This is a genomic window from Methylobacterium sp. UNC300MFChir4.1, from assembly GCF_900110155.1.
Classification (GTDB): Bacteria; Pseudomonadota; Alphaproteobacteria; order Rhizobiales; family Beijerinckiaceae; genus Methylobacterium.
This window is the reverse complement of record NZ_FOCS01000004.1, coordinates 30,428-44,122: the sequence shown is the minus strand read 5'-3', so window position 1 is coordinate 44,122 and position 13,695 is coordinate 30,428. Positions and strand designations below refer to the sequence as shown.

Annotated in this window: 13 protein-coding genes; 3 read left to right on the top strand and 10 right to left on the bottom strand. The window is 72.8% G+C overall.

The annotated features are described in order from the left end of the window. Positions 1 to 77: 77 nt before the first annotated feature. From BMY19_RS07735 to BMY19_RS07700, 8 genes are all read right to left on the bottom strand, one after another. Positions 78 to 1,463, bottom strand: a complete 1,386-nt coding sequence (locus BMY19_RS07735) for a dihydrolipoyl dehydrogenase (RefSeq protein ID WP_100251471.1) — start codon at positions 1,461 to 1,463, stop codon at positions 78 to 80. 128 nt (positions 1,464 to 1,591) lie between these two features. After that, positions 1,592 to 2,608, bottom strand: coding sequence for a tRNA pseudouridine(55) synthase TruB (truB, locus tag BMY19_RS07730; protein WP_244534862.1), 1,017 nt, complete (start codon positions 2,606 to 2,608; stop codon positions 1,592 to 1,594). A 66-nt stretch (positions 2,609 to 2,674) separates the two neighbouring features. Then, a complete protein-coding gene (rbfA, locus tag BMY19_RS07725; RefSeq protein WP_020092715.1) occupies positions 2,675 to 3,103 on the bottom strand; it encodes a 30S ribosome-binding factor RbfA in 429 nt (142 codons plus the stop codon). Between the two features lie 104 nt (positions 3,104 to 3,207). Continuing rightward, a complete protein-coding gene (gene infB, locus BMY19_RS07720) occupies positions 3,208 to 6,126 on the bottom strand; it encodes a translation initiation factor IF-2 (protein ID WP_100251352.1) in 2,919 nt (972 codons plus the stop codon). Between the two features lie 76 nt (positions 6,127 to 6,202). After that, complete coding sequence (locus tag BMY19_RS07715) at positions 6,203 to 6,925, bottom strand: RNA-binding protein (protein WP_020092717.1); 723 nt, start codon at positions 6,923 to 6,925, stop codon at positions 6,203 to 6,205. 19 nt (positions 6,926 to 6,944) lie between these two features. Next, positions 6,945 to 8,570 (bottom strand): transcription termination factor NusA, encoded by a 1,626-nt coding sequence (gene nusA, locus BMY19_RS07710; RefSeq protein ID WP_091679718.1) that lies wholly within the window; start codon positions 8,568 to 8,570, stop codon positions 6,945 to 6,947. 64 nt (positions 8,571 to 8,634) lie between these two features. After that, on the bottom strand, positions 8,635 to 9,396 hold the full coding sequence (gene rimP / locus BMY19_RS07705; protein ID WP_100251351.1) for a ribosome maturation factor RimP: 762 nt from the start codon (positions 9,394 to 9,396) through the stop codon (positions 8,635 to 8,637). Positions 9,397 to 9,733: 337 nt separating this feature from the next. After that, positions 9,734 to 10,744, bottom strand: a complete 1,011-nt coding sequence (locus BMY19_RS07700) for an aldo/keto reductase (RefSeq protein WP_100251350.1) — start codon at positions 10,742 to 10,744, stop codon at positions 9,734 to 9,736. A 207-nt stretch (positions 10,745 to 10,951) separates the two neighbouring features. Between BMY19_RS07700 and BMY19_RS07695 the strand changes: the two genes are divergently transcribed. The 3 genes from BMY19_RS07695 (at position 10,952) to BMY19_RS07685 (ending at position 12,860) form a co-directional block, all read left to right on the top strand. Next, entirely contained in the window at positions 10,952 to 11,869 is a 918-nt protein-coding gene (locus tag BMY19_RS07695) for a protein-methionine-sulfoxide reductase heme-binding subunit MsrQ (protein WP_100251470.1), read from the top strand. A 68-nt stretch (positions 11,870 to 11,937) separates the two neighbouring features. Further along, positions 11,938 to 12,339 carry a hypothetical protein gene (locus BMY19_RS07690; RefSeq protein WP_056525759.1) on the top strand — a complete coding sequence of 134 codons (402 nt, stop codon included), beginning with the start codon at positions 11,938 to 11,940 and terminating at the stop codon, positions 12,337 to 12,339. Between the two features lie 110 nt (positions 12,340 to 12,449). Continuing rightward, positions 12,450 to 12,860 (top strand): hypothetical protein, encoded by a 411-nt coding sequence (locus BMY19_RS07685; protein ID WP_139215624.1) that lies wholly within the window; start codon positions 12,450 to 12,452, stop codon positions 12,858 to 12,860. Between the two features lie 14 nt (positions 12,861 to 12,874). Here the strand turns inward: BMY19_RS07685 and BMY19_RS30830 are convergent, their stop codons facing one another. Both BMY19_RS30830 and BMY19_RS07680 read right to left on the bottom strand, forming a co-directional pair. Beyond that, entirely contained in the window at positions 12,875 to 13,051 is a 177-nt protein-coding gene (locus BMY19_RS30830) for a hypothetical protein (RefSeq protein WP_012320668.1), read from the bottom strand. A gap of 137 nt (positions 13,052 to 13,188) precedes the next feature. After that, positions 13,189 to 13,587, bottom strand: a complete 399-nt coding sequence (locus BMY19_RS07680; protein WP_100251348.1) for a DUF4174 domain-containing protein — start codon at positions 13,585 to 13,587, stop codon at positions 13,189 to 13,191. Positions 13,588 to 13,695: the final 108 nt, after the last annotated feature.

The following is a 13,695-nucleotide window of genomic DNA, read 5'->3' as shown; positions in this document are numbered from 1 at the left end:
GAAACCGGCTCATTCAGACCGGTATGGCGACCGAAATGGCCGAGCGCAATGCTAGTGATGTCAGCAAGATCAACGCCTCAGCTCCTCTGTATGATCTTAGACATAATACTGATAAGCCCTTCTTCAACCGTAGGATGGTACACCGGGCGATCATGCACGGCCTGGGCCGTCTGCTTGTCGGCGACGGCGTACGTGAGCAGGTGTGCGAGGTGTTCCACGGCCGGCCCGAGCATCTCGCCCCCGAGCAGTCGCCCGGACCGATCGGCCCAGATCCGCATGCCGCCGCGGTTCAGTCCCTCCACGCGGGCGCGCCCCTGGTCGGAGAAATCCAGGGCGCCGACGATCCGTCGATCGTCCTCCGGGTCGTAGGGCGCGCCGATCACCGCCGCCTGGGGATGGGTGAAGACCATCGCGAGGCTCGTCCACGGCTCCGGCGTCGCGACTGGGCGACCCGCCACGAGGGCGGCCGCGTTGGCGCCCGCGATCGTGCCCTGGCGGCTCGCCTCGTGCAGCACCGGTCGCCAGCCGTCGACGTCGCCGGCGATCAGGATCGGTGCCCCGGCGCAGACGAGGCTGCGCCGGTCGAAGTCCGGCACGCCCGTCTCGCCGATTCGAAGGCCGGTCGCCTCCAGCCCGAGGGGCTCCAGGTTCGGAGAACGGCCGGTGGCGGCCAGCACCCGCGCCGCCCGCGTGACCTGGTCGCGACCGTGGCGGTCGACCCAGCCGAGACGCACGCCGTCGCTGTCCGCAACGGCGTCCCGAACCTCGGCACCGAGGTGAAGATCCATCTCCGAACCGAAGATCGCGGCGGCCTGCCGGGCGAGATCGGGCTCGGTCAGGCCGGCGACGGTGTCGCCCGCGTCGATGACCGTGACGGCGACGCCGAGCCGGGCCATGGCCTGGGCGATCTCGATCCCGACGGCACCGGCCCCGAGAACGGCCAGCGAGGCCGGGAGATCGGGGATCTCGAAGAGCGTGTCGGTGGTGAGGACGTCCGCGCCGAGGCCCCGCAGAGGCTCCGGGACGATCGGGCTCGAGCCCGTGGCGATGACCGCGGCCCGGAAGCGGATCCGGATCGCGTCGTCGATCAGCAGGGTGCGGTCGCTCTCGAACCGCGCCGTGCCGCCGAGGCGCTCGTCTTCGGGGAGATCGTCGAGACCTTCGAGGACGCTGCCGACGAACCGGTCGCGCTCTTCGCGGAGGCGCCGCAGCACGGCGGGCCCGTCCACCGCGACGTCCGGAACCCGGATGCCGAACAGGCCGGCGGTGCGGGCCGCGTGGGCGGCGGTGCCCGCGGCAATCAGGAGTTTCGAGGGCATGCAGCCGACCCGCGCGCAGGTCGTGCCGCCGGGGCCGCGCTCGATCAGGACCGACCGCGCCCCCGCCGCCGTCGCGGCGCGATGGGCCGCGATTCCGGCGGTCCCGGCACCGATCACCGCCACGTCGTAGTCGAGTTCACGCATCAGCATTCCGGACCGTCCGCCGGGGCCAAAGCGTCACGGCCCAGGTTCGTTCCGCCTGCGCGCTCTCGTCTCAGCCCGGCCTGGACCGGCCGGGGCTCCGCGCGCTCCGGCGGCGCGGAGCCGGCGTGTCAGGCGCTGCGGCCAGGGGCCGTGCCGCCGAGATGGAACACCCGGTGCGGGACCAGCTCGCCGCGCTCCACGTCGCCCACGGCGACCAGGATCCCGGCGCAGGTCGCGAAGGCCTTGCCCTCCACCGGGGCGTCGCGGCCCCGCAGGATGACCGACTGCCCCCGCATCAGGCGCAGGCCCAGATCGCGCGACACCGCGACCTCCGGGATGGCGTCGAGGGCCGTCTCCACCGGTCGCAGGTAGGCGAGGGCCGCCTCGGGGCTGCCGTCGGTCAGGGCCGAGACCGAGCAGGCCTCGGCTTCCGAGAAGGGTCCGACGCGGGTCCGGCGCAGGGCGGCCACGTGGCCGTAGCAGCCGAGCATCCGGCCGAGATCGCGGGCCAGGGCCCGCACGTAGGTGCCCTTGCCGCACTCGGCCTCGATCACGGTGCGCTCGCCGTCGTGCTCGACGATGGCGAGCCGGTCGATCTGCACCGGCCGGGCGACCAGCTCCACGGTCTCGCCCTCGCGGGCGAGGTCGTAGGCGCGCTCACCCTGGATCTTGATGGCCGAGTAGCGCGGCGGCACCTGCTCGATCGCGCCCACGAAGGCCGGCAGCGCCGCCTCGACCGCCGCCCGGTCCGGGCGGGCGTCGCTCGTCGCGACGGGACGCCCCTCGGCATCGTCGGTGTCGGTCTCGATGCCCCACTGGACGGTGAACCGGTAGGCCTTGCGGCCGTCCATCACGAACGGGACGGTCTTGGTCGCCTCGCCGAGGGCGATCGGCAGGATGCCGGAGGCCAGCGGGTCGAGGGTGCCGGCGTGGCCGGCCTTCTTGGCGTTGAAGGCGCGCTTCACCACCGCGACCGCGTGGGTCGAGGTCATGCCGACATGCTTGTCGAGGATCACCCAGCCCGAGACGTCCCGGCGCTTCGGCCGGTCCGGACGCGGCCCGCGCTGCGGACGGCGCCCCTCCGGCCCGCGGCGCTCAGCGCTCGGCGGGGGAGCCTGGCGCTCGGCCGGCGGAAAATCTTCCATGGAAACCGTCATGTCCGCGTGTCCCCCGGGGTCGATGCCCCGTCCCTTTCTGCTTGGTATCGGGACTCAATGCCCCGTCCCGGTCTCCGGTTCGTCGTCCTCGGGCCCGGACTCGAGGTCGCGCTGGACCCGCTCGTCCCGCAGCAGCCGGTCGATGCGCGCAGCCTCGTCGAAGGTCTCGTCCCGCCGGAACCGCAGTTCCGGCGCGAATTTCAGGTTCACCCGCCGGGCCACCTCCTGGCGCAGCACCTTCCGGTGGCGCTCCAGGGCGGCGATCACCGGCGCCTCGTCGAGGCCGCCAAGCGGCATCACGTAGGCCGTGGCGAGCTTCAGGTCCGGCGACATCCGCACCTCCGGCACGGTCACGACATGCGTGCCGAGCACCGGATCCTGGATATCGCCGCGCTGCAGCACCTCGGCCAGCGCGTGGCGCACGAGTTCGGCCACGCGCTGCTGGCGCTGCGAGGGGCCGGTGGAGGTCGGTTTCTGGGCCATTCTGTCTCGGGCCGGCCCGCCGGAGCGGACGGCGCACGTCCTGAAAAAAGAAAAGACGGCCGCGGCAGGTGCCGCGGCCGCCCTGTCCGGATGAGTCCGGAGCGTCAGAGGGTGCGGCGGATCTCCTCGACCCGGTAGCACTCGATCACGTCGCCCGCGCGCATGTTCTCGAAGTTCTCGAAGGCCATGCCGCACTCCTGACCGGAAGTGACTTCCTTCGCGTCGTCCTTGAAGCGCTTGAGCGTCTTGAGCTTGCCCTCGTGGATCACGACGCTGTCGCGGATGAGGCGGACATGCGCGCCGCGCTCCACGATGCCGTCGGTGACGCGGCAACCCGCGACCTTGCCGACCTTGGAGACCTCGAAGACCTCCTGGATCGTCGCCTCGCCCAGGCGCTCCTCGCGGAGCGTCGGCGGCAGCATCCCCGACAGCGTGGCTTTGATGTCGTCCACGAGGTCGTAGATGATGTTGTAGTAGCGGATCTCGATGCCCGCCCGCTCGGCGGCCTCGCGGGCCTCCTTGTGGGCGCGCACGTTGAAGCCGATGACGACGGCCTTCGACGCCTGCGCCAGGGTGATGTCCGACTCGGTGATGCCGCCGACGCCGGCCAGGAGGATGCGGGCCGCGACTTCGTCGTTGCCGAGCTTCTCCAGGGCGCCCGAGATCGCCTCGACCGAGCCCTGCACGTCGCCCTTGATGACGACCGGCAGCTCCTTGCGGCCGGCGCCTTCCTTGAGGTCGCGCATCATGTCGACCAGCGAGCGGTTGGCACCGCCGGTCCGCGCGTTCTGGCGCTCCCGCTTCTGACGGGCGCGGTACTCGGTGACCTCGCGGGCGCGGGCCTCGTTCGGCACCACGATCACGCGGTCGCCGGCATCCGGCGTGCCGTTGAAGCCCAGCACCTCCACCGGCACCGACGGCCCGGCGTACTGCACGTTCTCGCCGAGATCGTCGATCAGGGCGCGCACGCGGCCCCACTCGGCGCCCGCGACGACGATGTCGCCGGTGAACAGGGTGCCGCGCTGGACCAGGACCGTGGCCACGGGGCCGCGGCCGCGGTCGAGCTGGGCCTCGATGACCGTGCCCTCGCCGTCGCGCTTCTCGTTCGCGCGCAGGTTCATGATCTCGGCCTGGATCTGGATGCCCTCCAGGAGCTGCGGCAGGCCGGCGCCGGTCTTGGCCGAGACCTCGAACTCGAGGGTCTCACCGCCCATCGACTCGACCTGGATGTCGTGCTGCAGCAGTTCCGTGCGGACCCGCTCCGGCTTGGCATCCGGCTTGTCGATCTTGTTGACCGCGATGATCATCGGGACACCGGCCGCCTTGGCGTGCTGGATGGCCTCGATGGTCTGGGGCATGACGCCGTCATCGGCCGCCACCACGATCACCACGATGTCGGTGACCTTGGCGCCGCGGGCGCGCATCGACGTGAACGCCGCGTGGCCCGGGGTGTCGATGAAGGTGATCATGTCGCCGGAGGGCGACGCGACCTGATAGGCGCCGATGTGCTGGGTGATGCCGCCGGCCTCGCCCTCGACCACGTTCTCCTTGCGGATCGCGTCGAGCAGCGACGTCTTGCCGTGGTCGACGTGACCCATGATGGTGACCACCGGCGGACGGGGATCGAGATCCTCCTCCAGATCCGGCTCGTCGGAGGAGAGGCCCTCCTCGACGTCGGACTCGGCGACGCGGCGCACCGTGTGGCCGAGTTCCTCGGCGATGAGCTGGGCGGTGTCCGAGTCGATCACGTCGGTGATCTTGTGGATCTGGCCCTGCTTCATCAGCAGACGGATCACGTCCACGGCCCGCTCCGACATGCGGTTGGCGAGTTCCTGGATGGTGATCGTCTCGGGGATCGTCACCTCGCGGGACAGCTTCTCCTTCTGCTCCACGTGGCCGCGGCCGCTCATGCGCTGCTGGCGGCGGCGGAACGAGGCGACCGAACGCGTGCGCTCGTCCTCGCCCGAGGTGGCGTTGGCGATGGTCAGGCGGCCGCGGTTGCGGTCGCCGCCCGGGGATTTCGGGGTCTTCGGCGGCGCGATGATCTTGAGCGGCATGCCGGGACGGCGGATCACCCGCTTGGTCTCGGACTCGTCCTCGTTGGTCTGGGCACCGCGACCGGCGGGGCGCGCCGCGGCCCCCGCGCCGGCGGGACGCGCGGCGGTCGCCGGCGTCGCGCTCTTCTCGGGCTCGGGCGCCGGAGCCGGACGGGCCATGAAGTTGAGGTCGCGCGGCTTGCGCGAGTCGGCCGTGATGGTCTTGCGCGGCTCGCCCGTGGAGGGGCGCGGCGTCAGCGGCGGGCGCGGAGCGGCCGGAGCCGCGGCGGAGGCAGCCGGGCGCGCGGCGGCCGGACGGGCCGCCTCGGGCTGACGGGCCGGCGCTGCCGCGGGGCGCGCCGGCGCCGCGGCGGCGGGACGGGCAGCGGCCGGCTGGGCCGGCGCCTCGGCCGGACGGGCCGGTGTCGCGGCGGGGGCGTCGGCCGCGGGTGCGGGGGCGGCGGCCTGAGCCTCGGCGGCCTTGGCAGCGTCAGCCGCCGCCGCAGCTGCGGCCGCAGCCGCGGCCTTGCGCTCCTCGTCCTCGCGACGGCGGGCCTCGGCGGCCTCGCGCTCGCGGCGGGCCTGCTCCTCGGCCTCGCGACGGCGCGCCTCGGCCTCGGCCTCCACCTTGCGGCGGGCCTCGGCCTCGCGGCGCTGCGCGTCGGCGAGGGCGGCGGCGCGGGCCGCACTCTCCTGCTCGCTCAGGGTGCGCAGGACGACCCCCGAAGCGGCGCGCTGCGCCGGACGCGGGGCCGGCGCCGTCGGCGCGGGGGCCGCCGGGCGTGGGGCCGGCGCGGGTTCACGGGCAGGGGCGGCCGGCGCCGCACCGATGACGCGGCGCTTCACCGTCTCGACCACGACCTGCTTGGAGCGGCCATGGGAGAAGCTCTGACGCACGGTGCCCGCCTCGATCGGCCGCTTGAGGCCGAGCGGCTTCGGGGAAGTCCGGTTCAGAGTCTTGTCGCCCGGGTTGTTCGTATCGCTCATTCAGCCTGAACCCTGAGGGTTTCCATCGTCCCGTGAACCGACACCCGGTGGCGCCGGTCAAAATAGTCCTGCGTCGTCAACGTGAGGCTTCGTCGATCCCGCCGATTCGGGCTGGATCGGGCTCCCCGGTCGCCGCGGCGGCGCCCTCGAAGGAGCGTAGCCGACGCCAACGCGACAGGCAGCCGGCGGCTCCGGCTCCTGCGACGAGCGCAGCGTGTATCACATGATCCCGACCTAAGGCCATGTCCAATTCGTCCTCGGACAGGTCATCGATGATCGGGATCCTTGACATGGCCCCGCCGTGGCGCCTGTGCAAGGCCGACGCGATCTTCCGCCGGCCGTCCGGGCTCGCCTCGGCGGCATGAATCACCGCAATGGCGCCCGGCTGCCCGCCGATCGCGGCCTCGACCTTCGAGAAGCCCGCGACCACGCAGCCCGCCTTGTTGGCCATGGCGATGGCCTGCCGCAGGTCGTCCCGCAGCCCGGCGGCGATCCTGTCCGGCAGGTCGGGGGCGGCCGGGGTCGGCCCCTTGAACGCCCGCGAGAACAGGTTCTTCCGCACCGCGGTCGCGACAGCCTCGCGCCGGGCGCTGATCCAGGCGCCGCGGCCCGGAAGCTTGGCGCGCAGGTCGGGCACGACGCTGCCGTCCGGCCCGCGCACGAACCGGATCATCGCGTCCGGCGCCTGGACGACGCGCGTGACGATGCAGGTCCGCTCGGGCGAGCGGCGGCCGGGGCCGGCATCTAGCCCCCCGGCATCCAGCCCGTCCTCGGGCAGGGTCGTGTCGACCGCGACCATCGCGCCTCCGCCGCCCGCCTCAGGCCTCGGCCTGCGCGGGGGCGGCCTCGTCGCCCTCGGCCGCCTCGGCACCCTCCTCGGCCTCCGGCTCCGGCAGGGCCTCGATCCAGCCGGCCTTCAGGCGGGCGGCCATGATCAGCGCCTCCGCCTCGGCGCGGGACAGGTCGAACCCGTCGAGGTAGCCGGCGTGGCGCACGGCCTCGGGACCGCGGCCCTCCGTGTAGCCGACGAGGTCGTCGGTGGCGCAGCCCGCCAGATCCTCGACGGTCTTCACGTCGTTCTCGCCGAGGGCAACCATCATGGGCGTGGTGATGCCCTCGATCTCGCGCAGCTCGTCGGCGACGCCGAGCTCGGTGCGGCGGGCGTCGTGCGCCTGCTCGATCCGGGCGAGGTGGTCCTGTGCGCGGGCCTGGATCTCCGTGCCGGTCTCCTCGTCGAGACCCTGGATACCGGAGAGCTCCTGGATGTCGACGTAGGCGATCTCCTCGACGTTGCGGAAGCCTTCCGCGGCGAGCAGCTGGCCGACGGTCTCGTCGACGTCGAGCGCCTCCATGAACACCTGGGTCCGCTCGGCGAACTCCTTCTGGCGGCGCTCCGATTCCTCGGCCTCGGTCAGGATGTCGATGTCCCAGCCGGTGAGCTGCGAGGCGAGGCGCACGTTCTGGCCGCGGCGGCCGATCGCCAGCGACAGCTGGTCGTCCGGCACCACCACCTCGATGCGGTCGGCCTCCTCGTCGAGCACCACCTTCACCACCTCGGCGGGCTGGAGGGCGTTGACGATGAAGGTCGCCTCGTCCTCGGACCACGGGATGATGTCGATCTTCTCGCCCTGCAGCTCGCCGACGACGGCCTGCACGCGAGATCCCCGCATACCCACGCAGGCGCCCACGGGATCGATGCTGCCGTCGCGCGAGATCACCGCGATCTTGGCGCGCGAGCCCGGATCGCGCGCGACCGCCTTCACCTCGACGATGCCGTCGTAGATCTCCGGCACTTCCTGGCCGAACAGCTTGGCCATGAACTGCGGGTGCGAGCGCGACAGGAAGATCTGCGGGCCGCGCACTTCCGAGCGCACGTCGAACAGGTAGGAGCGGATGCGGTCGCCCGGCCGGAAGGTCTCGCGCGGGATCATCTCGTCCCGGCGCACGATGCCCTCGCCGCGGCCGAGGTCGACGATCACGTTGCCGTACTCGACCCGCTTCACGATGCCGTTGAGGATCTCGCCGATGCGGTCCTTGTACTCGTCGAACTGGCGGGCGCGCTCGGCGTCGCGCACCTTCTGGACGATGACCTGCTTGGCCGACTGCGCGGCCACGCGGCCGAAATCGAAGGGCGGCAGGGTGTCGGAGATGACGTCGCCGACCAGCGCGCCCGGGTTGTAGCGGCGGGCCTGGTCGAGGGTGATCTCGCGGGCGTCGTTCTCCACCTGATCGACGACCAGGAGGTGGCGCGAGAGGCGCAGCGCCCCGGTCTTCGGGTCGATCTCGGCGTGAACGTCGGTCTCGGCGCCGTAGCGCGAGCGGGCGGCCTTGGCGATCGCCTCCTCCATCGCGTCGATCACGATGGAGCGGTCGATCACCTTCTCGCGGGCGACCGCGTCGGCGATCTGGAGGAGTTCGAGCCTGTTGGCGCTGACGACGGCCATCGGTGTCGGTCCTTCTCTTCCGTCAAATCTTCGGGCCGGCCGCCGGGCGGCCGACGCGGGGGTCTCAGTGCAGGGAGTCGCGGTCCTTGAGCCGGGACGCCTTGGTCACGACCGGCTTTTTCGGGCCGGTCCGGGCCTGTTTCTGGGGCTTGGCCGCGGGGCTGGCCTTGCGGGGGCCCTTCGGCTGGAAGGGCGCGCGCGCCGGCGGCGCGCTCTCCGCGGCGTCCTCCTCGTCCTCGGCCTCGTCGGCCTCGTCCGTGGCGGGCGGCCCGCCGCGGCGCAGCGACTCGCGGATCAGCTCGTCGGTGAGGACGAGATGGGCCTCGGCGAGGTCCTTCAGCGGCAGGTCGATGCGGCTCGGCAGCCCTTCCTTCACGTCGGGCAGGTCGATCGGGACGGTCGCGCCCGTCGGGTCCGGCGCGCCGAGGATGCCGCGGAAGCGCTTGCGCCCGTCCAGCGGCGGGTTCAGCTCGACCTTGGCCTCGTAGCCGGCCCAGCGGGCGAAGTCCGAGACCCGCACCAGCGGCCGGTCGATCCCCGGCGAGGACACTTCGAGGTTGTAGGCGCCGCCCACCGGATCGTCGACGTCGAGGATCGGCGAGATCGCGCGGCTCACCGCCTCGCAATCGTCGATCGTGAAGGTGCCGTCCGGCCGCTCCGCCATGATCTGCACGGTGCAGCCGTTGACGTTGGACATCCGCACCCGGACCAGCCGGAAGCCGAGGCCCGCGAGCGGCCCCTCGATCGCCTGCGCGACGCGCGCGGCGACTCCGGCCTCGCGGACGAGGCGCTTCTCGGACAGATCCGCTTCAATCTCGGACGACATGGATGTTCAGCGCGCAACCTTCGCGGCGTTCTGCGTGGCCGCCCGCGGCGTGGGGCCTCGTGCGGCGAGAGGGTGTGCGGCGAAAAAAAAGAGCGGACCCGGTGGGGCCCACTCCCGAACCGCAGCCTCTCGACTGCCATCAGAACTGTTGAGAGCTAGATAGCGGCCCTCGGCCCGGAGCGCAAGGTGGATCCGCCGCGCCGCGCGAGCCCGCTCGTCCCGCCCTCGGCCTTATCCCGCGGTGCCGGAGCGTCGCGGAGGCCTCGAAGGAGCCCTCCTTCGAGGCTCGCCGCGCTCGCACCCCGGGACGAGGGGTTCGGTCGGAGATCGCCTTTGCTCAGCCGCTGCGCGGCACCCGCCCCTCCAGCGGATAGGCCGGATCGTTGTAGCCCGGCGTCGTCGGATGCCCCGCGGCCACGAACCCGTCGACCAGCGCCTCGTCCTCCGGGGTGAAGGCGTAGTCGAGGGCGCCGAGATATTCCTGCCACTGCGCCTCCGTCCGCGGCCCGGCGATGACGCCGGTGACGAGGCGGTTGTTCAGCACCCACGCGGTGGCGAACTGGCCGGCCGTGATGCCGCGGGCCTCGGCGTGCTCCCTCAAGGTCCGGGCGATGCGCAGGGATTCCGGGCGCCACTCGGTCTGCATCATCCGGGCGTCCTGGCGGCCGGCGCGCGACTCGGTCGGCGGCGGCGCGTCGGGGTCGTACTTGCCGGTGAGCACGCCGCGCGCGAGCGGCGAGTACGGCACCACGCCGAGCCCGAAATGCGCGCAGGCGGGCAGGTGCTCGGTCTCGGGCATCCGGTTGAAGGCGTTGTAGTAGGGCTGGCTCACCACCGGCCGGTCGATCCCGGCCTCGTCGCAGAGCCGGCAGATCTCGGCGACCCGCCACGAGCGGTGATTCGAGACGCCGAAATGGCGGATCTTGCCCACCCGCACGAGGTCGGCGATCGCCCGGACCGTCTCGGCCAGCGGCGTGTCGTGGTCCTCCTTGTGGAGGTAGTAGATGTCGATGAAATCCGTGCCGAGGCGGCGCAGGCTGTCCTCGGCGGCCTTCATCACGTGGACCCGCGAGAGGCCGCGGTCGTTGACGCCCGGCCCGGTCGGGTTGGCGACCTTGGTGGCCAGGACCCAGGCGTCGCGCTCCGCCCGGATCGCCCGGCCGGTGATCTCCTCCGAGCGGCCCTCCGTGTAGACGTTGGCCGTGTCGATGAAGTTGATCCCGGCCTCCCGGGCGCTGGCGACGACGCGGCCGGCCGTGGCCTCGTCGGTGGGGCCGCCGAACATCATCGTGCCGAGGCAGATCGGCGAGACCTTGAGGCCCGAGCGGCCGAGCGTGCGATACTGCATGGGATCCCTCCAACGTCCGTCGTCCCGCTATCTCGCCGCGGGAACGGCGCGGTCAACCACAACACAGGTCAACGCCGCCCTGTAACCCGCGAACGCCCGCGGCGAACCGACCCGTGACGGCACCGATGGCCCGGGCAGCCGTTCCCGCCGGTGGCCCGGGCCATCGGCGCGGCGCCGTCGTCCACCGCGAAGCTTCCGTTCGGACCCATGATCGATCGCTCGGCCGCCGCCCTCGGCATCCCCCTCCCCTGGCTCGACCGGGCCGGCCGCCTCTCCTGGCTGAAGCTCGCGGTGTTCGCGTGCTGCGTCGCGCCCGCGCTCTACCTCGCGGCCGCCTACCGGCTCGACGCCCTCGGGGCGAAGCCGATCACCGCGCTGATCCACGCCACCGGCGAGTGGGCGGTGCGCTTCCTGCTCTTCTCGCTGGCGATCTCGCCGCTGCGCCGCCTCGCGGACTGGCCGAAGGTCCTCGTCGTGCGGCGCATGCTCGGCGTCACCGTGATGGCCTACGCGGTGGCCCATCTGACCCTCTACGCCGTCGACCAGAACCTGATCCTCACCAAGGTGATCTCCGAGATCGCGCTCCGGCTCTACCTGACGATCGGCTTCGTGGCCCTGATCGGCCTGATCGCCTTAGGGTTGACGTCCACGGACGCGGCGATCCGCAACCTCGGCCCGAACTGGAACCGCCTGCACCGCCTCACCTACACGATCGCCGTGGCGGCCCTGGTCCACTACTTCCTGCAGTCGAAGATCGACGTCACCGACCCGGTCTTCTCGGCGGGCCTGTTCCTGCTGCTGATGGGCTGGCGGGTGATGCGGCGCTTCCAGTGGCCGGAGCGGCCCTGGTCGCTCCTCCTCCTGGCGATCGTCGCCGGGCTCGCGACCGCCGGGCTGGAGGCCGCGTGGTACGGCCTCGCCAGCGGTGTGCCGGCCAACCTCGTCCTCGCCGCCAACCTGGACTTCTCCGGGCCGATCCGGCCGGCCTGGTGGGTGCTGGCCGTCGGCCTGTCGCTCCCGCTCGTGGCGCTCGTGCGCGGCCCGAAGGCCCCGGCACCGGGCAGGCGACCGGCCCAGGCGGCCCGCCGGGAGCCTATCCGGGAGCCCTTGTCGCCGTCGGCCTGATGCCGCAGAACCCGCTCCCGGTCCTCCGCCGCCGGCGGCCCCGGGCCCAGCGGAGCTTTCGAGACGCCATGCGCGGCACGCCTCTCCTGATCGCGGGCTTGCTCGCGCCGACCCTCGCCTTCGCGACGCCCCCCGCGACCCAGGCCGCGAAGCCGGCCGCCAAGGCGGCGCCCGCCGCGCCGCCGCCGGCCGCCGCCGCACCGGCAGCCGCGGCCTGCACGCCGCCCGCGCCGCCGCCGGCCTCCGCGCGCCCGGCCAAGCCGGAGCTGCCGCCGAAGCCCGCCTGCCTCGACGCCAAGGAGGGCTGCCCGGGCTGGGAGGCCTACAGCTACAACGACGCGATCAAGGCCTATAACCTGCAGGCGCAGGCCTTCCGGCCGATCGCCGAGGCCTACCTGCAGAAGCTCAATGCCTACGTGAAGGCGAGCGCGGACTACGCCCAGTGCGAAGTGAACGCGATGCAGAAGTAGCCGGCTGAACGGCGGCCGACACCGCGGCGCGGAGGCGGTTCAGGCACCCGGTCGCATCCTCCGGCGATGATGGCCGCGATCCCCGCGCGCCCGCTCACGCCGAGGCCACCGTGCCCGCTCGTCGTCCCCTCTTACGAACCGGCTTCTGCGCCATGATCCTCGCCGCCGGCCCGGCCCTGGCCGCCGATTTCGACGGCCCCTACCCGCCGCACGGCTACGGCGGGCCCGCTCAGGACGACGAGCCGGAGCGCCGGCCACCGCCGCCCCCGCCCCCTCCGGGACCGCGGCCCGAACCCGAAATCCGCGGCCCCCGCTTCACGGCGGCGCCCCCAGAAGCGTCCCCGGAGGCGTCCCCCGAGGCGTGCCGGGAATTCGTGCGGCGGCGCTTCGGTCCGGACGGGGAGCCGGTGCTGCGACGGGTGCGGGTCTGCGACGAGCCGGTCGTCGACCGCGGACCGCCGCCGCCTCCCCCGCCGCCGGAGGACATCCCGCCCCGTCGCTGGGGCGGGCCGCGCTGGTAGCGCGGGAATCCGGCTCAGATGCGGGCCGGCGCCTTCCTGAGGGCGGCCGCGAAGGCCTTGAGCTGGCGGTTCAGGTCCGCCAGCTCGTTCAGCGCGATGGTCTTGTGGCCGTCGCGGACCGCGCGCTCGATATCCTCGACCTGCAGGTCGACGAGGCGGCGGATGGCGGTGGCGACTTGTTGTCGGGTCATCGATTCGAGCGTCTCGTCCGAGCGTCCTGGCGGGCCTCAACGGACGGCCGGTGCGCGGCCGTCGACACGTTTCGGTGATAGGCCGGTAGGCTTAACCGATGGTGTCCGCGGCCCCACCGTTCACAGGGGATCGGGCCCTAGCGGCGCTCGCGCATCTCGCTGCGGCGCATCGGCATCGCGTCGATGGTGGCGAACAGCCTCTGCGGCGCGATCGGCGCCGCTTCGGTGATCTTGGCACCCCCGTCCTTCCCGATCAGGACCGCGCGGAAGCGATCCGCGGGCAGGCCGAGGCGCTCGCGCAGGGCCCGCGCCTCGGCCCCCGCGCCGACCGCTTCGAGCACCACGAGGTCGCGCTCGGCGACGCCGGTGCGGACCGAGGCCAGCGCCGCCCGCTGCGCCCGGAGCTGCGCGTCCCCGGCCTCGGGCGCCGACAGCACCAGCACCCGCGCCTGGTCGCGATAGCCGTCGAGGGGACCGGCCAGGGCGGCCCCCGCCGTCAGGGCTGCCAGCCCGAGTCCCAGTGCCGTCTCCCACATGCCACCGCTCCGCGCTCTCGAGTCGGGACAACGCGCGACTCGGCCGCGCGATCGCGGCGGCGCGTTTGCCTCGCGGGCCCGGCGCCCCAGATCGGGGCGGAAGCCCGT

Coding starts and splice junctions, on each gene's coding strand:
- BMY19_RS07735 (WP_100251471.1), bottom strand. CDS start 1,463: ATGCGTGAACTCGACTACGACGTGGCGGTGATCGGTGCCGGGACCGCC.
- truB (WP_244534862.1), bottom strand. CDS start 2,608: ATGGAAGATTTTCCGCCGGCCGAGCGCCAGGCTCCCCCGCCGAGCGCT.
- rbfA (WP_020092715.1), bottom strand. CDS start 3,103: ATGGCCCAGAAACCGACCTCCACCGGCCCCTCGCAGCGCCAGCAGCGC.
- infB (WP_100251352.1), bottom strand. CDS start 6,126: ATGAGCGATACGAACAACCCGGGCGACAAGACTCTGAACCGGACTTCC.
- BMY19_RS07715 (WP_020092717.1), bottom strand. CDS start 6,925: ATGGTCGCGGTCGACACGACCCTGCCCGAGGACGGGCTGGATGCCGGG.
- nusA (WP_091679718.1), bottom strand. CDS start 8,570: ATGGCCGTCGTCAGCGCCAACAGGCTCGAACTCCTCCAGATCGCCGAC.
- rimP (WP_100251351.1), bottom strand. CDS start 9,396: ATGTCGTCCGAGATTGAAGCGGATCTGTCCGAGAAGCGCCTCGTCCGC.
- BMY19_RS07700 (WP_100251350.1), bottom strand. CDS start 10,744: ATGCAGTATCGCACGCTCGGCCGCTCGGGCCTCAAGGTCTCGCCGATC.
- BMY19_RS07695 (WP_100251470.1), top strand. CDS start 10,952: ATGATCGATCGCTCGGCCGCCGCCCTCGGCATCCCCCTCCCCTGGCTC.
- BMY19_RS07690 (WP_056525759.1), top strand. CDS start 11,938: ATGCGCGGCACGCCTCTCCTGATCGCGGGCTTGCTCGCGCCGACCCTC.
- BMY19_RS30830 (WP_012320668.1), bottom strand. CDS start 13,051: ATGACCCGACAACAAGTCGCCACCGCCATCCGCCGCCTCGTCGACCTG.
- BMY19_RS07680 (WP_100251348.1), bottom strand. CDS start 13,587: ATGTGGGAGACGGCACTGGGACTCGGGCTGGCAGCCCTGACGGCGGGG.